Source organism: Phyllobacterium sp. P5_D12, from assembly GCF_054049495.1.
This window is the reverse complement of the sequence record NZ_JBFUMG010000047.1, coordinates 1-16945: the sequence shown is the minus strand read 5'-3', so window position 1 is coordinate 16945 and position 16945 is coordinate 1. Positions and strand designations below refer to the sequence as shown.

Sequence of the window (16945 nt, the reverse complement as noted above, 5' to 3'; positions counted from 1 at the left end):
ACTTCCGATCGGCTCGAGTATTATCCGTCTGAATAGCGGGATAAGGTAGCGAAATGACGGGTCTTATGTTTGAACCGACTATGCAGCGCATCCCTAGTTGAGAGTTCAGAAAGTGAGCAAGCCGAGGTATCGGGATATCGCCCGCCAAGCAGGAGTGGGAACCGCAACTGTTGAGCGGGTCCTGAACGGACGTGGAGGTGTTCGCCCGGAATTGGTGGAGAGGGTGGTTATCGCTGCTCGCGCTCTGAACCACCCACACAAGCTTCCGGAAGCCCATAGAGGATTGCTGCGGATAGAGGTGCTGATGGTTCGACCCGAAACGACCTTTTATCAGCGGCTGTCGAAAGCTTTTGAGAGGATCGCCGCTACCCTCGATCCTTTGGTGATTGTGCATCGTAGCTTCGCCGAGGAAACGAAGCCTGACGAGATTGCGCGGCGAATTTTATCCACTGACCTTTCACGTGCCGGGCTCATACTTGCGGTGCCCAGCAATCCGGTGATCAGCGCAGCAGTAGATACAGTTGTTGAGCAGGGTCTTCCAGTCGTCCATGTCGTAACTCGAGCTTCTCGGGGTGGAGCGGAATTCGTCGGCATCGACAACCATGCGGCGGGACGGACCGCAGCCCTTTATATCGCTCGGATGGCACTTCATGTTGGCCCGGTTATTGCAATCTGCCATCCGGTCTATCAGGTGCACCGCGATCGGATTAGCGGATTTTCGGATTATTTCCTCGAACATCCCGGTACCATCAGCTTTCAATGGCTAGGCTTCGGACGCGATGACGAACTCTACAGCGCCGATTTGTTGTCATCGGCGTTGAGGATGTTTCCAAATCTCGCGGGTCTCTACAACGCTGGCGGCGCGAATTCGGCGCTGATCGATGTGCTACGTCATCATCCGCGGGGTCGAGACATATTCTTCGTTGGTCACGAACTGACGGACTATACTCGAACTGCCTTGCATGACGGCATCATCGATGTGGTGCTGGATCAGGCACCAGAGGCGCAGGCGCGCCGTGCGCTAGATTTGATCCTTCGCCGCATCGGTTTGACCGATATCGAGCCAGACCAAGCTCCCATTCGTTTCATCACCATCACCAAAGAAGGCCTTTGATCTGATTAGATCAAAGAAGGCTTCGACGCTCATAAGACCTCCTGTTATTTTCGCGGCGGGCAGGAGAACTGGAGCGTCGAAAGGACACCAGACAAGGCGCTGCGGTTGCTCTCCTACAATATCAAAATTTGAATGGGCTTAGTTCGGAGAGCACTATGGATGATCTCAACTTCGGTAAGCGCGACAAGCGCGGCGACTGGCGGCCGAACCAGTCAATCGCGACCGCACCGCTCTTTGTATTTCCGCCGCGGTTGATAGCAATCCTGAAATGGCTGCCGCACTATTTCTTTCCGTGGAATGCGATCTTCGCTGCTTCGGCGGTCGCCTATTGGGCTTGGGTCATTCCGCCGATCGAGACGATGCAGGCAATAAGCATCGGCTGGGTCTCCTGGCTTTATGCTTTGAATGTTATCTGCGTGTTTTTCTTCTATGGCGCGTTCGAACTTCAGCTCTATGTCCTGAAAMGTCAGGAAAATCGCTTCAAGTACAACGGCAAGTTTCCTTCCGGACAGAAGAGCAAGGCGTTCTGGTTCGAACGCCAGAACCTCGACAACGCTCTACGCACGTTCCTGTCGGGCGTTACGATCTGGACGGCGATCGAGGTCCCCATGCTGTGGGCTTATGCGAATGGAAATGCGCCGTGGCTCAGCTTCGCGGAAAATCCGTGGACGCTCGCTTGTGTCGCGCTTGTGGTGCCGATTATCCACGAGTTCCACTTTTTCTGCATTCATAGGCTCATTCATATCCCGTTTCTCTACAAATGGGTGCATTCCGTCCACCACAACTCGGTTAACCCTTCGCCCTGGTCCTCGCTATCGATGCATCCGGTTGAGCATCTGCTCTACTTTGGAACAGCGTTCTACCATCTGATCCTGCCTTCCAACCCGATTCTTATGCTCTACCAGCTCCACTACGCGGGTTTTGGGGCCATCCCGGGCCACGTCGGCTTCGACAAGGTCGAGATCGGTGACGACAAGCTTGTCGATAGCCACGCCTATGCACACTACCTCCACCACAAGTATTTCGAGGTGAACTACGGTGACGCCTTGATCCCTCTCGATAAGTGGTTTGGTACCTGGCACGACGGCTCGCCGGAGGGCGAGGCCCGAATGCAGGAACGCTATCGTAGACGCAAGGACAAACTCGCGGCCCGTAAGGCGCGCGTCGAAGTCGAGGGAGCGGTCAAATGACCTGGATAACTGCCTGCAAGTTGGACGATATCGAGCAAGAAGGCGCTATCCGCTTCGACCATGGCGGCCGCACCTACGCGATCTACCGTGGGCCGGACGACAGCATTTATTGCACGGCGGGCCTTTGTACACATGAGGCGGTTCATCTCGCGGACGGGCTCGTCATGGATTTCGAGGTGGAATGTCCCAAGCATTCCGGCGCTTTCGACTACCGCACCGGGGAGGCACTGAGGCTCCCCGCCTGCGAAAACTTGAGAACTTATCCGGCCGAATTGATTGACGGGGAGGTGCGCGTGGCCGCCCCGGACTAGGCCAACAAAATCAGGCGGGCTCGACGCCCCCGGTATGCACCAAGGTGGCCCGGCACCCTTAGGGAGGATAACATGAAAGCACTTTGTATGGCGGCTTTGGCCGTCTTAATGGCAAGTACCGCTTCGGCCGAGACAATCGGCGTCTCGATGCAGAGCTTCGACAACAACTTCCAGACACTTCTTCGGGAAGGCCTGAGTGCCAGGGCGTCGGAAGTCGAAGGGGTCAAGCTGCAAATCGAGGACGCACAGACCGACGTTTCAAAACAACGCAGCCAGGTGGACAACTTCATCGCTTCGGGTGTGGATGCAATCATCTTGACGTTGGCGGATACGTCCGCCGCCCCCGGCATCAGCGAAGCGGCAAACAAGGCAGGAATTCCGCTCGTATACCTCAACCTCGAACCGGATAACATCGATCAATTGCCCGCAAAGCAGGCCTATGTCGGTTCGAAGGAAACCGACTCGGGAAGGTTGGGTGCCGAGGCCGCCTGTGAATTGTTGAAGAAAAAAGGAAAGCCTGGCGATGCACAGGTCTACATATTAATGGGAGATTTGGCGCATCAGGCCTCGCGGGACCGTACGTCGTCGGTTAAGGAAACACTGGCGTCAGGTGATTGCAAGGGAGTGACGATAGCCGACGAGCAGACGGCCTCCTGGACACGGACGAATGCACTCGATCTGACCACGAACTGGATCACCGCCGGCCGGCCGGCCGATGTGATCTTCGCCAATAACGATGAGATGGCAATTGGTGCGATTCAGGCACTCAAGGCAGCCGGGTTGTCGATGGATGATGTAATCGTCGTTGGCATCGACGCGACACAGGATGCCCTTGCCGCGATGGCGGCGGGTGATCTGGACGTAACGGTGTTCCAGAACGCCAAAGCACAGTCGGCGAGTGCCGTAGATGCGGCCGTCGCGCTGGCTCGCGGCAAGAGCATCGACAAGGAGGTATGGGTACCTTTCGAACTGGTTACGCCGGCAAACATGTCTCAATTCGCCAAGCAGAACTGATCCTCCCCTGGCCGGCGCATCGTTCTTTATTTGCGCCGGCCCTTTTAATTGGAGAACACATGGACGGTTTTGTCATTATCGGGGCTGGAGAATGCGGTACTCGAGCGGCATTCGCCTTACGCGAAGCGGGATATTCTGGATCGATCACGCTGGTCGGAGCCGAATATCATCTACCATACGAACGGCCACCGCTGTCGAAGCCGATGAGTGGCGCTGTGCAGATGAAAGTCATCTGCGGGAAAGATGCCCTGGAGTCGGCAGGCATCGACTATATTCACGGATTGTCGGCCTCGAGATTGGATACGGATTCCGGAGTCGTGATCTTAAGCGACGGGCGGGAATTGAGGTATGAAAAGCTGCTCCTTGCCACGGGAGCTCGTCCGAGAAAGCTCACATGTCCCGGTGCAGAGCTCGCGCTCGATTTCCGAACCCATGCCGACGCCGAGGCGATTTTCTCCAATGCTGAGCCAGATCGGACCGTTGCAATCATCGGCGGCGGTTTGATTGGGATGGAACTCGCAGCGGTGTTGCGCGGCAAGGATGTCGCTGTCAGCATCATTGAAGCTGCAACGAGGCCGCTAGGGCGTGCCGTTCCCGCACGTTTCGCAGAAGCGTTGTGTACAAGGCACGTCGATGAAGGCGTTCGCTTCTTCCTGGGTCAAGGTGTCGCCGCGATCGACCATGACGCGGTAGTGCTGGCCGATGGCACTGAGGTACCTGCGGACATGGTGGTTAGTGCCATCGGTGTAATGCCTGAGATTGAGTTGGCGAAAGCGGCAGGAATTTCAACCGGCAACGGTATTCTAACGGACGCTTTTCTTCGCACCAGTGTGTCTGATATCTTCGCTGCGGGCGACTGCGCTGCGGTGCTTCAACCAGGCGGCAGGCACATTCGATTCGAGAGTTGGCGGAATGCCCGCAGCCAGGCCGAGACAGCGGCGCAAAACATGGCGGGTGCGGAAAACGCATTCGCTACCAGCCCATGGTTCTGGTCCGATCAGTACGACCTTAGCCTGCAAGTGACAGGATCGCCGGAAGCCGGGCATCAAAGTGTGGTGCGCCCTCTCGCGGATGGTGAGATAGAGTTTTATTTGGACAGCGGGCGTATTGTGGCCGCAGCGGGCCTTGGCATCGGCAACGGAATAGCAAAAGATATCAAGCTGGCCGAAATTCTGATCGCCTCAGGCGTCAGCCCCAAACCGTTGGCACTGGCGGACCCAAGTGTGAACCTCAAGACTCTCTTACGAAACGCCCGAGCCGCGTGATGCAGAAACTGCTTGTCTTCCAATCGCTATGGGCCATGGAACGCCGGCACACCGACGGACGCGAGCGAGGTCTGCGTGAGAATATCGCCATGATTTCCGGGGCGGGTTTCGACGGTGTCAGTGCACACTACACAAGTCGACACGACGTTATCCGGACGACTACGACGCGACGGTGAAACAGGCCCAACGTGAGCGCGACACTGGCTATAAGCCGCCACTCAAATCTGGCGTGCCAGACTTGAGCATTTACTCGGCCGTGCTGCTGGGTTTTCCGATCTGGGGAATGTCCGCGCCTCCCGTGATCAAGTCATTTCTTTCGGGTCATGATCTCTCAGGGAAGCCGTCGATTCATGCTCACGGGGTCGGCTGCGATCATACCTTCGCGGCCGTTGGCGGCCATCTTCTGGCATTGGAGGTTGGAACCGGATCACTTGAGATCACCATTACAGCGCACTCGCGAAAACTTGAGCGTAAATTGGAAGCCAATATTGGAGCTAATGTACTTAGAATCTAAAAGCTGTCATGGATTATGCATCTACGGTGGCTGGGCCTTGTCGTCCCCGACGCACGACAAGGCAATACGGCGGGATACCTGCTCGCCGTCACCCTCCGTTATCGCCTCCACGATAGCCTCATGTTAATCCCGGGATCTGCCAAGGTATTCTCCCTGCCGCAACTGGGTGCGCCGGAAGGCGTTAAGTCTAGCGCGCAACTGCAATCGCTTGTTCGGCAAGGAAGCCATTGTGAGTGGCGCGATATATACCCTCGTGGAATTTGAGGTTGAAGGCGTCGCAGGCATGGAAATCACCCCGCACGACTAGCTGCTCGGAGGCATCGTGCAATTCTATCAGATGGCTACGCCCAAGCGGTGTCATCCGATAGGCCGCCAGCCTGACGCACATTCTAAGCACCGCTCGGCTTTTAGCGACCACACCTAAGTATAATAGAGCTTCGATCGTTGCCTCGCTAAGACTGGGACAAGTTGTGCACGGAGTACCAGAAATGCGGAACTGGAGTACACAAAAGGAGGCTCTCGCACTGCGACGCTATGCCGGCCAGCGCTATGCCTGCGGCAAAAGCGTCGCCTTGGATGACCTCCCTCGATTCCTAGAAGCAGTCCTCCGGCCAGGTGATCGCGTCTGCCTGGAGGGCGATAACCAGAAGCAAGCCGATATACTCGCCAAGGCACTTGCCAATCTCGATCCCGGTAAGATCCATGATCTCCACATGGTGCAATCGGGCGTCGTGCTGTCGGAGCATCTCGATGTGTTCGAAAAGGGCGTCGCCAAGCGGCTGGACTTCTCCTATTCGGGCCCGCAATCGACGCGCATCGCGCGCATGCTGTTCGGTGGCAAGATCGAGCTCGGGGCCGTCCATACCTATCTGGAGCTCTTCGCCCGCTATTTCATCGATCTGACGCCGCAGGTGGCGTTGATCGCCGCGGTTAGCGCCGATCGGGATGGCAACCTCTACACTGGCCCCAACACCGAGGACACACCGACCGTCGTGGAGGCAACCAGCTTCAAGAGTGGCTTGGTTGTGGCGCAAGTGGCCGAGATCGTCGACAAGGTGCCGCGCGTCGATATCCCCGGAGACTTGGTCCATTTCGTCGTTGACGCAAAGAAACCGTTCTATGTCGAACCGCTGTTCACCCGCGATCCGGCCGCGATCACGGAGACGCAGATCTTGACGGCAATGCTCGCCATCAAGGGGCTCTATGCGCCCTACGGTGTTCGCCGTCTCAACCATGGCATCGGCTTCAACACCGCCGCCATCGAGCTGCTATTGCCCACCTATGGCGAAAAACTTGGTCTGAAGGGCAAGATCTGCACGCATTTTGCGCTCAATCCGCATCCCACGCTCATTCCGGCAATCGAGGCCGGCTGGGTGGAGCAGATCCACAGCTTCGGCTCCGAAGTCGGTATGGATAATTATCTCTCGGCGCGGTCCGACATCTTCTTTACCGGTCCGGATGGATCACTCCGCTCCAACCGCGCGTATTGCCAGGTCGCGGGGCTCTATGCCTGCGACATGTTCATCGGCTCCACTCTACAGATCGATCTCCAGGGCCATAGTTCGACGGTTACGACCAACCGCATCGCGGGTTTTGGCGGTGCACCCAACATGGGGTCCGATTCGCGCGGCCGTCGCCATCCGAGCGAACCCTGGCTGAAAGCCGGCGCTGATGCTGATCCCGATGCCGCAGCGGGCCTGCGCCGCGGGCGTAAGCTGGTGGTACAGATCGGCGAGACCTTTGGCGAAAAGAACGTACCGCTGTTTGTAGAACGGCTCGATGCTCTGGAACTTGCGGACAAGCTCGACCTCGATCTCGCGCCAGTCATGATCTACGGCGATGACGTCAGTCACATCATCACCGAGGATGGAATCGCCAACCTCTTGCTCTGTCGCGACAACGACGAGCGCGAAYAGGCAATCCGCGGTGTTGCCGGTTACACCGATGTCGGCCGGGCACGTGACCGCAAGATGGTCGAACGGCTGCGCGCGCGCGGCGTCATCCGCCGCCCGGAGGATCTCGGCATCGATCCGCTCGATGCGGACCGCCGCATGCTGGCAGCACGCTCGATCAAGGATCTCATGCTCGCCTCGGGTGGTCTCTACCAGCCTCCGAGCCGCTTCCGGAATTGGTGAAGAGGAAGATCAGCCCTTGGAAAAGCTCAGTTTCACAATGAAGGCATCAACCGCCGCCGCCGGTACCCGTGCAAGAGCCATCGTCGGCGTCGTCGCCTCTGGCAATCTGGAAGTTCTTCTCGAGCGTGATTTACCAGCGAACGTTTGCGTAGTTGATATCGCTACGGCGGTGCACGGTTTTGCGGCTGTATGGGCAGCGGTGATCGATGATTTCGTGATGCGACGCTCCGCGGGCGGCTTGCATATTTCGATCAATGACGGCGGAGCACGACCGGACATGGTCTCCCTGCGTCTCGCACAAGGTGTCCGTCTGATCGAGGAGCTTGAAGCATGACATCTGCAAACAGTTGGTATGAAGCCGGCGCACGCCAGCGGGTCGCAGCATTGCTCGATCCGGGTAGTTTCGTAGAATTTATCGGCCCCGAGCAGCGTGAGAGCAGCCCGCATCTGGCGATTTTCGATCTGCCGGAACAATTCGACGATGGCATCATCGTCGGTCGAGGTACTCTCGAAGGACGCCGCATATTGGTAGCGGCTCAGGAGGGACGCTTCATGGGCGGTGCTTTCGGTGAAGTGCATGGCGCCAAGCTCACCGGCCTTCTGCGGGCCGCCCGATCGCTCGGAGAACCTGTGCTGATCCTGTTCGACACCGGTGGTGTCAGGCTGCAGGAGGCCAATGCCGGCGAAATCGCCATTGCCGAAATCATGCGCGCACTCGTCGAGGCGCGAATGGCTGGCGTGCAGGTCGTCGGCCTGATCGGCGGCCGCGCCGGATGCTATGGCGGTGGCAGTCTGATCGCCGGTTGCTGCTCTGCCTTGATCGTTTCGGAACAGGGTCGCATCAGCGTCAGCGGTCCGGAAGTGATCGAGACAAACAGGGGAGTTGAGGAATTCGATTCGCGAGACCGCGCCCTGGTCTGGCGAACGATGGGCGGTAAGCACCGCTATCTGATCGGCGGCGCCGATGCCTTCGTCGATGACGATGTCCTGGCCTTCCGCGAAGCTGCGCTCATTGTGCTTGCTGAGAACGGCCGGCTTGATGCCGACGTGCTGGAGGCCGAGCAGCAACGTCTCGAACACCGCCTCCACCGTTTCGGCAAGGCGCATGATGCCATTGATATCTGGACAGACATTGGCGTCAGCGAGCCGACCGAAATCCCAGGCCTTGCAAACGACGAATTTCTGCGACGCATTGCGGACAAGCGGGAGACGGCCAATGGAGCTCGCTGATATCTTGGCTTCGCTGTTCCCGGGCGGCCATGAGGTGGCTGTCACGGACAATCTGATCTCCGGTAGCGGCATCATCAACGCAATCAAGGTTCATGTCATCGGCATCGCCGGTCAAAGCCCGCTCGGCTGCGAAGGTGCGCTCATCCTTGCCGGCCATGTGCTGGAGATTACGCGCAAAGGGAGCGCTGGGCCCGTTCTCGTGCTGATCGATTCCTCCAGTCAACGGATGAGCCGGCGTGACGAACTGCTGGGCCTCAGCGAATGCCTGGCCCACTTGGCCAAGACGCTGCTGCTGGCTGGGGCGCAGGGTCATAGGACCATCGGCCTGCTCTATGGCGGTAGCGCTGCCGGCGCCTTCATTGCGACCGCACTGGCCACCGGCACGCTTGTCGCACTCCCGGGCGCGCACCCGGCTGTGATGGATCTGCCGTCGATGGCACGTGTCACCAAACTGCCGATTGAGGTCCTGAAGGCGAAGGCCGAGAAGACACCGGTGTTCGCGCCAGGTCTGGAAAACCTGGCGCAGACCGGCGCCATTCACAGCGTATGGAACCCCGATCAATCGCTTGCCGAACAATTTTTCGCACTCCTGGCCGAGCAGACCAGCCACGACGCACGTGATCGCTTGGGAGAAAGCCGTGGCGGGCGCCCAAAAGCGGCCTCCATTGCCGAGCGCGTCGAAAAGGAGGCATCCCATGCCTGAGATTTTCCCGCGCCACACCATGGTAAAACCCTCGCCGCGCGCATGGGCCGAATTGATGGTGCAGCGCCCCGACCTGGCGAATGAGCCCCTCGTAGCGGGATGGGTCGATGCCGGCTATCCGCTTGTCGTCAGACGGCCGCTCTGCAGCGACGATGCGCGAAAGGTGGCTCTCGGTCTTCCTCTGCCGCTCGCACAGGGGAAACGCCGCATCGCGGTAACGCTCAATCCGGACGATATCCTGCGCGCAGATCCGCCGCCGTTGCTGTCCGCCGCCGTCCTATCAGCACCCGCCTGCTGGCACCCATGCATCGCCCAGTTGATCCGCCTTGATGCAACTACCCGGGTCTTTGGCAGCCTGGCTTGGGAGTGCCTTACAGCGTTGCCTTACCTTTCCGCTGCCTCGGACCTCGATCTACTGTGGTATTTGCCGCCCGGTGGCGATGTCGACGCCCTTCTTGAAGGCATCGCGGCCATTGCCGAGATCACATTGATGCGTATCGACGGCGAGATCCATAGCAAAGCGGGCGCCGTGCAATGGCGGGAACTGTGGGATGGCGGCGCAGAGAGTGTCCTCGTCAAAGGACCGCGCGACGTGCGGGTTGTCTCCCGGGCAGAATTCTTCGCGGGAGGCATGCAATGATCGCTACGACCTCGCCCGCCTATACGTTCGAGCCGAGATTCACGAGTGAAGATGTCGGCCGTCTCGCAGCACTGTGCCTGAGGCTGGAAGTCGAGACCCATCCGAAGCCGGGCCTTGTCAGTCACATCGACAACGGCGCGCATTGTGACATGGACGCCGTGCTGCTGATCCGCAGCGCGGAAACACTCGCCCCCTTTCTTGCCGATCTCGCAGCGGCGGGCGCCGCAGGTGCTGGCATGGATCGCCTGCGTGCCATCGGCATCGCCGCCGAACGTGCCATGCTCGCTGCAACCAGCGGTGTGAACACTCATCGTGGCGCAATCTTCGGCTTGGGGCTTCTTGCCGCCGCCGCCGGCTTTCGACATGTTTACGGCGTACGCCGCTCGCTCGGTGCGATCATCGCCGAGCGATGGGGAGAGGCTATTCTGACGGGCCCGGTTTCTTTACACAGCCACGGCGCCAATGCGGCACGATACTATGGCTCTGGTGGCGCTCGCGCCGAGGCCGCACAGGGCCTACCGTCGGTCTACAAGATCGCCCTTCCCGCACTTCGAGCCGGCCGTGCTTTTTCTCGCAGCGACGAGGCAGCGCGCGTCCATGCCTGCATGGCTCTGATCGCTTCTGTCGAAGACACCAATCTCCTGCATCGGGGTGGATCGGCCGGGCTGGCCTTCGCACAGGCGCAGGCGTCGACCTTCCTGGCGGAAGGCGGTGTGGGACAAACGGACTGGCAAGCCCGGGCCACTGCTATTCACGGAGCTTTCATCGCCCGCAACCTTAGCCCTGGCGGGTGCGCAGACCTCTTGGCCATGGCGCTGTTTGTCGATCGTCTGGAGGCACCATGCTAGCTCTGCTTTGCGGCGGGCAAGGCCTGCAGTCCGCGGATATGTTCAGCCTCGTTGCCGACCGGCCGGAAGCGGCAGCGATCTTCGAGGAGGCCACGCGCCTTCTTGGCGAAGACCCGCGCCATCTGGTGCAGAATGCCACAAGCGATCGACTAGCCACTAACCGCACCAGCCAGATCCTCTCTGTGACGGCGGCGCTGACGATGCATGCCTGCATTCAAGATGCTCTGCCGGAGCATCTCACCGTCACCGGCTATAGTGTGGGCGAGATGGCCGCTTGGAGCATCGCGGGCATCTGGACCGCGGCAACTGCCTTGAGGCTCACTGACGAACGCGCGCGCACCATGGACGTCGCGGGAGGCATTGGCGGACGGCTGGGTTATGTCCGTGGGTTGCGGCGGGTGGCGATCGAGCGCTTGACAGAATCTCATCATTGCGCGATCGCGATCACCAATCCCGGCGATCTGTTCATAGTAGGCGGCCGTGAGCCCGATGTCATCGCGGTCTGCGCCGCGGCCTTGGCGGCTGGCGCAGCGCGCGCCGATCTTCTCGCCGTGAAAATCGCCTCCCACACAACTCATCTCGCAACCGCAGTCGCCCCCCTGCGCGCGGCGCTGGCAACCGAGATATTGGCTGAGCCGATAGCCGGTCACCTGCTGCTAGCCGGCGGCGACGGCGAGCGCGTCGTCGCAGTGGCAACGGCAGCGGCGAAGCTGGCTGCCCAAGTCGCAACCCCAGTCGATTGGGCCACAACCCTAGACGTCCTTTCCGAATCGGGCGTCGACCGCGCCCTGGATCTCGGGCCTGGGCACGCGCTTGCCGAGATGGCGCGCGAAGCGCTTCCCGACGTTCAAAGCTACGCCGCCGACGCTTTCCGTTCCGTAGCAGGAATCCGCAAGTGGCTCGCGACCGGATAAGCTACGACGCCCTGGCTGCGAACCGATTTCTACCGCTCCGGGTTCCCACTCTGAGACTGCATGCCCGCATACCATACATCAAATTGTCCAACACAAAGGAACCAAATCATGATGATGAACAGACGCACTTTCTCAGCCGCCCTTGTTGCCGGCGCCGCCGCCACCCTAGTCTCGACCCRCAGCATGGCTGCGGCTTCCGTGCCGGCAAAGGCGCGCAACGTTGTCTTCGCGCACGGACTGTTCGCCGACGGCTCATGCTGGTCCGAGGTGATCGCACGATTGCAAAAGGCGGGCCTCAATGCCACCTCGGTACAAAATCCCCTGACGACGCTCCCCGAAGCGGTTGCGTCCGTCCAGCGGGTACTGGCACGGCAGGATGGCCCGACAGTTCTAGTCGGACATTCCTTTGCCGGGATGATTGTCAGCGAAGCCGGTGTGCATCCCAATGTCTCGGCGCTTGTCTACATCGCGGCGCGGGCACCGGACGCAGGCGAGGATTACGCGGCGCTGGCCAAGACATTCCCCACGCCACCGGCAACCGCTGGCATCGTTTTCGACGGCGATGAAGGACGCCTCAGCGAGACTGCATTCCTGCGCGACTTTGCGGGCGACCTGCCTGAAGCAAAGGCCAAGGTACTTTATGCCGTCCAGGAGCCGTTCCAAAAAGCTCTTCTCACCGGCAAGACCACGCAGGCAGCCTGGCKCTCGAAGCCGAGTTTCTATGCTGTTTCGACGGAAGACCGGACAATYAACCCGGACCTCGAACGCTTCATGGCGAAACGAATGGGCGCCAAGACGATAGAAGTGAAGGCAAGCCATCTTTCGCTGATCTCCCATCCCGACAAGATCACCCAATTGATCCTGGAAGCAGCTGGTCAGCGCCCGTAGCTCTTTCCTGAACTGCTTCGCGGCCAGATCACGATGTTCGCCGAACCAGAACTCTACCGTGCCCCAAAACGATCGATGGCGCGGTTGGATATCCTGCGACCATCGGCCGAGCCTCGGACTAAGTGCGCCGCTCGCTTACCATGAACCAATGTCTAACGTTCTGATACGAGGGTATAATATAAAACGCCGACAGTTTCCCCAAAACTATAATGATTGCRGCGGCGATCCGTTGTTGTTGTGGCAACACCGCTCATGGCGAGAAATGTTGATTGGAACGTAAATGCCTCATAGATCAATGAATGGAGAAACTCCCCAGGCGGCCAACCAAACGCGAAGCCTCCAGGTCACCATAGACGGCCCTACAGCCAACCTCGACAGCGCCGTTGAGGCAGCATTTCTTCATGGCGCGACCGAATGGGTTCGTCTTAATCACCCAACGCACTACGAGCGGCTGCTCATGAGATTTGACGACAGCGCCTTGCTGGGCGAGCGCAGGTGTCTCCACTGAGGTCTTACGATGTCCACATTCACTCTGATCCTGTGCCACGGCACCGATGCCGATTTCAGAGGCTTCGACTTTAGCGAGTGCAACGACAGCGGTGCATTCGGCCGCGGATTCTATTTCTCCAACGATATGGAGCTTGAGCGGCAATATTCGAACGGTCTCGATCCGGTCGTCGCCAAGGTGACACTGCAGAACCCCTATGTTCTTGATAAACGTCTTTCGTACGACGAGTGGATCGCAGCCACGAGAATTTTTCGGCCGATCGAGTATGCACGCGAGAGATTGATAGGATTGGGGTATGACGGGGTCCTGCTCCTGCAAGACAGCTACGTCGAAGTCGTCGCTTTCTACCCTAGACAAATTCAAAGCTTCGACCGCAGCCCCGATCTCGCAATTCCCGATACGCGAAAACGGAACACCCCGCCTTTGTTGAAGCTCAGATCCTTGTTAGGGCGATTTCGAACATATCCCTCAAGCTGAACATTAGTTGATGTTCATGAACTCGCTGAAGAATGAAAGAACGGAGAACGAGTATGCCTCTTTGTAGAACCACAAAATTGCTGCTGGGTCTTGTGCTGGGAACAACCTGTCTGATGTCGTTGTCGCTAGAAAGCAATGCACAAAGCACGATGATGAAGTCAAACAACCAGCCTAGCGCCGCCCAAACATCCAGTCACGTCAATGTACGCGGGACAATCGAAAGCGTCGCCGGAAAGACGTTGGTTATCAAAACGCTGGAAGGCGGCGAGACAGCAATCACCCTTGCAGACGATCTGACTGTCAACACCGTGACCAAGGCGTCGATAGACAACATCAAAGAAGGTGATTTTGTCGGCATTGCCAATGTTCCGACAAGCGGAGGCACCAGCAGTGCGCTCGAAGTCGTCATCTTCCCGGCAGCCCTCAAGGGATCTGGCGAGGGCAACTATGCGTGGGATCTGAAGCCAAACAGCAGCATGACCAATGCGACCGTTGCAAATGCCGTCAAGGGCGTAGACGGTCAGACCGTCACAGTCACCTATCGCGGCGGTCAAAAGAAGATCGCGATCCCGGACAATACGCCCATCGTGGCGTTGGCGGTCGGGAAAACAACTGATCTAAAGGCTGGTGCCGCGGTGTTTGCCCCCTCGGAATTCGGAGCCGACAGCGAGTTCACCTCACATCGTGTCGTGGTCGGCGCTGATGGCGTGGTCCCACCGATGTAACGACGGAGCAAATGGTAATGAACGAGCGCCAAAAGAGGGCCGACCTCTCGCACTTTCTCGGTCATCTTTGGCGTTTTGGGGTGGTCCTTTCCCTCGACGACCATATTGCAGAAAAGCTTGTCGAACAGACATGCATCCGTGTGCTTGAGCGCTATCCATCACTACCCTGCAACCAGCGTATGGATTGCTGGTCGTTCTCCATAATGCATTTCCGTCTGGTTCAATGAACACCGTTCCAATTGTAGCAGAAACGTCCATAACGACAGCGACTGCGGATACACTCCGTATGATGCTGATCTGGTCTTACACCGGTTAATGGGATTGCCGGATGCCTGCCGTGCGGCGGTATTCCTTACCTACGTGGAGCGGATGTCTTATAGTGAGGTAGCCGAAGTTCTGGCATTGCCAATTAGCACCATCATGCGTGGCCTCGTCGACGCTCGAATTTTGTTGGCAGAAAGCAGCGTGCCAGCAAGAGATTCAGAGCCTGGAAAAGTCTTCTAGCTTTTAATGCTGTCAGGTTGCTCCTGACTGTCCGACATATTTTTCTCACCACTTCCTCATGACAACCAACGTTTAGTTGATGCAAACCAGTGTATAATTCAAAACGCTGACGTCCGTTCATACTTCATTGGAGGCAGTATTTTTATTCTGCAAATTGTCAAAGATGATTGGACTGAACATGAGCACGATTCAAAGAACTGATCCTTCCGCAATCCGCACTGAGGAACTCGAACACCAACTCTACGACGCTGTGGAAATAGCATACCTGCGCGGCGCAAGCGAATGGGTTCGCATTCACTATCCGCAGTATTATGAGCGCTTGCATATGCAATATGACAGTTGCGCAGCTTGAGCGACACGAAGGCCGCATTGGCAAGGTTAAGGCGCGCGATTTGCGTCCTTCAACCTCGTTCCTGAGTTTGCTTTCCAATCCGGCCCCCGTTTTACCGGGGAGCCGGATTTGAGTTGTCAGTTACAGGAGTAGGGATCGCAGTATCCGTAATTATCGTCGCGGCGGAAGTCCCTAAAGTGATCTCTGCGGCCATCAAAGCGATCATGACTTGCCATCACGCCACGAGCACTGCCGAAGATGCCACCTGAACCGAACATACCTCCATGGGAGCGTCCGCCGAAGCTGTGATCGCCACCGCCGATGCCGCGACCGAAACCATGGTCACCTCTTCCACCGAAACCTCGGCCACCACCTCCGAAACCATGACCGCCGCCAGAATCCCCGCTATGGCTGCCACCGCCGCCATGTCCGCCTCCTCCACCGCCATGTGCCATTGATTCAGTCGCCGAGCCGACGGCTACCATTGCTCCTAAGGCCAATACCGCCAGGGTTGTTACAGATTTTCTCATAACTCACTCCTTAACTTGTAAGCTTTCGTATCCAATACAAAAGCAAACTAGATCTAGGTGCGCGCGTGAGAGGCTTTAATTATACGATGGTTTATGCAAACTGATCCAGTAGTTTTAGTGACATTACTCGCAACTTGTCAGGTATAACTTCTTGCAAGGTCGCTTGAGCACCCGTATTGACGCTGCTCGCAGACACAGTTACTTGATCAAGCGTTGATCATATCAGTCGTCGAATGGCTGGCCGATGGGAGATCAGCCCATTCGGAGGGTTCTTCAAAGGGCTGGGTGACTACCGGCAGTAAGGATAGCCTCCGCCGAAGAGAAACGGGAATCCGCACGAATAGTAGGGGTTTCCCCAGTAATAATCGTGAGATCCAAAGCGCGTGAAGTGCCGGAAGTGACCTCGGTTGTGATAACCATAGTGGTTGAAATGGCCGCGGTTTCCATGAAATCCGCCAAAGTGATGACCACCGTGGAAGCCGTGGCTTCTGAAGATCTCGTGACCGCCGCCGTGGCCACGATGGCCTCCGTGTCCGCGTGCCATCGTTTCTGTCGCTGAGCCAACTGCCATCACAGCGCCCAAGGCCGCTACCGCCAGAATGGTTGCCGTTTTTCTCATAATTCACTCCTAAATATCGTGTTCTGTTTTTCATGGGGAGTTACTTTGATGTGGGGGCGGTAAGTGCTCCGGACCAATCAGAGTTTGGTGATGGCATTGTGTACGGGCCGTGAGGTTCTCGGCCCCAAGTCTTCCGCGCGGATGCAAGTGAGCTATTTTTTTGCGCAAGGCGGTTGAGTGCGATTCTGTCGCATGTGATTCCCAATTTTGGTCATTAGGTATCCAAAACGACCGTGAAAACATCGATGCTCACCATGACGAAATCCCGACCTTTAAAAGTATGCATCTATGGTGCTGGAGCTATTGGGGGGACCATGGGTGTCCTTCTGGCACTGGCAGGAGCCGAAGTCAGCGTCATCGCGCATGACGCAACGCTGGCGGCAATCAAGAACGACGGCCTCCAATTGATGAAAGACGGCAAGGCTCACCGTGTTCATGTTCGGGCAACCGATGACCCCTCTCAACTGGAATCCCAAGATTACGTG

22 protein-coding genes and 2 pseudogenes are annotated in these 16945 nt (G+C 57.9%); 21 read left to right on the top strand and 3 right to left on the bottom strand.

The features are described from left to right. The first annotated feature begins 112 nt into the window (after window positions 1–112). The 7 genes and pseudogenes from ACXJ5O_RS05820 (at window position 113) to ACXJ5O_RS05790 (ending at window position 5408) form a co-directional block, all read left to right on the top strand. On the top strand, window positions 113–1114 hold the full coding sequence (locus tag ACXJ5O_RS05820) for a LacI family DNA-binding transcriptional regulator (RefSeq protein ID WP_457299065.1): 1002 nt from the start codon (window positions 113–115) through the stop codon (window positions 1112–1114). Window positions 1115–1269: 155 nt separating this feature from the next. Continuing rightward, window positions 1270–2304, top strand: coding sequence for a sterol desaturase family protein (locus ACXJ5O_RS05815; RefSeq protein WP_457299064.1), 1035 nt, complete (start codon window positions 1270–1272; stop codon window positions 2302–2304). Next, on the top strand, window positions 2301–2615 hold the full coding sequence (locus tag ACXJ5O_RS05810) for a MocE family 2Fe-2S type ferredoxin (protein WP_457299063.1): 315 nt from the start codon (window positions 2301–2303) through the stop codon (window positions 2613–2615). Before ACXJ5O_RS05815 ends, ACXJ5O_RS05810 begins: the two co-directional genes overlap by 4 nt. Window positions 2616–2687: 72 nt before the next feature. Next, window positions 2688–3629: a substrate-binding domain-containing protein gene (locus ACXJ5O_RS05805; RefSeq protein ID WP_457299062.1), complete on the top strand. Its 942-nt coding sequence runs from the start codon at window positions 2688–2690 to the stop codon at window positions 3627–3629. A 59-nt stretch (window positions 3630–3688) separates the two neighbouring features. After that, the gene (locus tag ACXJ5O_RS05800) at window positions 3689–4894 is read left to right on the top strand and encodes an NAD(P)/FAD-dependent oxidoreductase (RefSeq protein WP_457299061.1); all 1206 of its coding nucleotides are present in this window, start codon (window positions 3689–3691) and stop codon (window positions 4892–4894) included. Beyond that, a pseudogene (locus tag ACXJ5O_RS05795) lies at window positions 4894–5049 on the top strand (sugar phosphate isomerase/epimerase); the annotation flags it as partial. The gene ACXJ5O_RS05800 and the pseudogene ACXJ5O_RS05795, both read left to right, overlap by 1 nt. A gap of 17 nt (window positions 5050–5066) precedes the next feature. After that, window positions 5067–5408, top strand: coding sequence for a flavodoxin (locus tag ACXJ5O_RS05790; RefSeq protein ID WP_457299060.1), 342 nt, complete (start codon window positions 5067–5069; stop codon window positions 5406–5408). 63 nt (window positions 5409–5471) lie between these two features. On the opposite strand, the pseudogene ACXJ5O_RS05785 reads toward ACXJ5O_RS05790, so the two are convergent. Continuing rightward, window positions 5472–5951: pseudogene (locus ACXJ5O_RS05785) on the bottom strand (GntR family transcriptional regulator); the annotation flags it as partial. Here ACXJ5O_RS05785 and mdcA point away from each other — a divergent pair. From mdcA to ACXJ5O_RS05720, 13 genes are all read left to right on the top strand, one after another. Continuing rightward, a complete protein-coding gene (gene mdcA, locus ACXJ5O_RS05780) occupies window positions 5897–7543 on the top strand; it encodes a malonate decarboxylase subunit alpha (RefSeq protein ID WP_457299059.1) in 1647 nt (548 codons plus the stop codon). The pseudogene ACXJ5O_RS05785 and the gene mdcA overlap by 55 nt on opposite strands. Before the next feature lie 16 nt (window positions 7544–7559). Continuing rightward, the gene (mdcC, locus tag ACXJ5O_RS05775; RefSeq protein WP_271899662.1) at window positions 7560–7877 is read left to right on the top strand and encodes a malonate decarboxylase acyl carrier protein; all 318 of its coding nucleotides are present in this window, start codon (window positions 7560–7562) and stop codon (window positions 7875–7877) included. After that, a complete protein-coding gene (locus ACXJ5O_RS05770) occupies window positions 7874–8773 on the top strand; it encodes a biotin-independent malonate decarboxylase subunit beta (RefSeq protein WP_457299058.1) in 900 nt (299 codons plus the stop codon). The genes mdcC and ACXJ5O_RS05770 overlap by 4 nt, the downstream gene beginning before the upstream one ends. Continuing rightward, window positions 8760–9476, top strand: coding sequence for a biotin-independent malonate decarboxylase subunit gamma (locus ACXJ5O_RS05765; protein ID WP_457299057.1), 717 nt, complete (start codon window positions 8760–8762; stop codon window positions 9474–9476). The genes ACXJ5O_RS05770 and ACXJ5O_RS05765 overlap by 14 nt, the downstream gene beginning before the upstream one ends. Then, a complete protein-coding gene (gene mdcG / locus ACXJ5O_RS05760) occupies window positions 9469–10116 on the top strand; it encodes a malonate decarboxylase holo-[acyl-carrier-protein] synthase (RefSeq protein ID WP_457299056.1) in 648 nt (215 codons plus the stop codon). The genes ACXJ5O_RS05765 and mdcG overlap by 8 nt, the downstream gene beginning before the upstream one ends. Further along, the gene (gene mdcB / locus ACXJ5O_RS05755; RefSeq protein WP_457299055.1) at window positions 10113–10964 is read left to right on the top strand and encodes a triphosphoribosyl-dephospho-CoA synthase MdcB; all 852 of its coding nucleotides are present in this window, start codon (window positions 10113–10115) and stop codon (window positions 10962–10964) included. The genes mdcG and mdcB overlap by 4 nt, the downstream gene beginning before the upstream one ends. Continuing rightward, entirely contained in the window at window positions 10958–11878 is a 921-nt protein-coding gene (locus ACXJ5O_RS05750) for an ACP S-malonyltransferase (protein WP_271899657.1), read from the top strand. Before mdcB ends, ACXJ5O_RS05750 begins: the two co-directional genes overlap by 7 nt. 108 nt (window positions 11879–11986) lie before the next feature. After that, window positions 11987–12766: an alpha/beta fold hydrolase gene (locus tag ACXJ5O_RS05745; protein ID WP_457299054.1), complete on the top strand. Its 780-nt coding sequence runs from the start codon at window positions 11987–11989 to the stop codon at window positions 12764–12766. A 517-nt stretch (window positions 12767–13283) separates the two neighbouring features. Next, window positions 13284–13751: an ADP-ribosyltransferase-containing protein gene (locus ACXJ5O_RS05740; protein WP_457299053.1), complete on the top strand. Its 468-nt coding sequence runs from the start codon at window positions 13284–13286 to the stop codon at window positions 13749–13751. A 113-nt stretch (window positions 13752–13864) separates the two neighbouring features. Then, window positions 13865–14476, top strand: a complete 612-nt coding sequence (locus tag ACXJ5O_RS05735; protein ID WP_457299052.1) for a hypothetical protein — start codon at window positions 13865–13867, stop codon at window positions 14474–14476. Between the two features lie 17 nt (window positions 14477–14493). Beyond that, window positions 14494–14703: a hypothetical protein gene (locus ACXJ5O_RS05730; RefSeq protein WP_457299051.1), complete on the top strand. Its 210-nt coding sequence runs from the start codon at window positions 14494–14496 to the stop codon at window positions 14701–14703. Beyond that, window positions 14684–14980: an RNA polymerase sigma factor gene (locus ACXJ5O_RS05725; RefSeq protein WP_457299066.1), complete on the top strand. Its 297-nt coding sequence runs from the start codon at window positions 14684–14686 to the stop codon at window positions 14978–14980. Before ACXJ5O_RS05730 ends, ACXJ5O_RS05725 begins: the two co-directional genes overlap by 20 nt. A gap of 178 nt (window positions 14981–15158) precedes the next feature. Continuing rightward, on the top strand, window positions 15159–15332 hold the full coding sequence (locus tag ACXJ5O_RS05720; protein WP_271899654.1) for a hypothetical protein: 174 nt from the start codon (window positions 15159–15161) through the stop codon (window positions 15330–15332). A gap of 214 nt (window positions 15333–15546) precedes the next feature. On the opposite strand, the gene ACXJ5O_RS05715 is transcribed toward ACXJ5O_RS05720, so the two are convergent. Both ACXJ5O_RS05715 and ACXJ5O_RS05710 read right to left on the bottom strand, forming a co-directional pair. Further along, window positions 15547–15738 carry a hypothetical protein gene (locus ACXJ5O_RS05715; protein ID WP_271899653.1) on the bottom strand — a complete coding sequence of 64 codons (192 nt, stop codon included), beginning with the start codon at window positions 15736–15738 and terminating at the stop codon, window positions 15547–15549. Between the two features lie 392 nt (window positions 15739–16130). Next, on the bottom strand, window positions 16131–16460 hold the full coding sequence (locus ACXJ5O_RS05710; protein WP_457299050.1) for a hypothetical protein: 330 nt from the start codon (window positions 16458–16460) through the stop codon (window positions 16131–16133). 245 nt (window positions 16461–16705) lie between these two features. Here ACXJ5O_RS05710 and ACXJ5O_RS05705 point away from each other — a divergent pair. Next, a partial coding sequence (locus ACXJ5O_RS05705; RefSeq protein WP_457299049.1) for a ketopantoate reductase family protein occupies window positions 16706–16945 on the top strand: 240 nt, incomplete at its 3' end.

Coding starts and splice junctions, on each gene's coding strand:
- mdcG (WP_457299056.1), top strand. CDS start 9,469: ATGCCTGAGATTTTCCCGCGCCACACCATGGTAAAACCCTCGCCGCGC.
- ACXJ5O_RS05715 (WP_271899653.1), bottom strand. CDS start 15,738: ATGGCGGCGGTGGCAGCCATAGCGGGGATTCTGGCGGCGGTCATGGTT.
- ACXJ5O_RS05765 (WP_457299057.1), top strand. CDS start 8,760: ATGGAGCTCGCTGATATCTTGGCTTCGCTGTTCCCGGGCGGCCATGAG.
- ACXJ5O_RS05730 (WP_457299051.1), top strand. CDS start 14,494: ATGAACGAGCGCCAAAAGAGGGCCGACCTCTCGCACTTTCTCGGTCAT.
- ACXJ5O_RS05710 (WP_457299050.1), bottom strand. CDS start 16,460: ATGAGAAAAACGGCAACCATTCTGGCGGTAGCGGCCTTGGGCGCTGTG.
- ACXJ5O_RS05805 (WP_457299062.1), top strand. CDS start 2,688: ATGAAAGCACTTTGTATGGCGGCTTTGGCCGTCTTAATGGCAAGTACC.
- ACXJ5O_RS05750 (WP_271899657.1), top strand. CDS start 10,958: ATGCTAGCTCTGCTTTGCGGCGGGCAAGGCCTGCAGTCCGCGGATATG.
- ACXJ5O_RS05720 (WP_271899654.1), top strand. CDS start 15,159: ATGAGCACGATTCAAAGAACTGATCCTTCCGCAATCCGCACTGAGGAA.
- ACXJ5O_RS05770 (WP_457299058.1), top strand. CDS start 7,874: ATGACATCTGCAAACAGTTGGTATGAAGCCGGCGCACGCCAGCGGGTC.
- ACXJ5O_RS05735 (WP_457299052.1), top strand. CDS start 13,865: ATGTCGTTGTCGCTAGAAAGCAATGCACAAAGCACGATGATGAAGTCA.
- ACXJ5O_RS05800 (WP_457299061.1), top strand. CDS start 3,689: ATGGACGGTTTTGTCATTATCGGGGCTGGAGAATGCGGTACTCGAGCG.
- mdcB (WP_457299055.1), top strand. CDS start 10,113: ATGATCGCTACGACCTCGCCCGCCTATACGTTCGAGCCGAGATTCACG.
- ACXJ5O_RS05740 (WP_457299053.1), top strand. CDS start 13,284: ATGTCCACATTCACTCTGATCCTGTGCCACGGCACCGATGCCGATTTC.
- ACXJ5O_RS05810 (WP_457299063.1), top strand. CDS start 2,301: ATGACCTGGATAACTGCCTGCAAGTTGGACGATATCGAGCAAGAAGGC.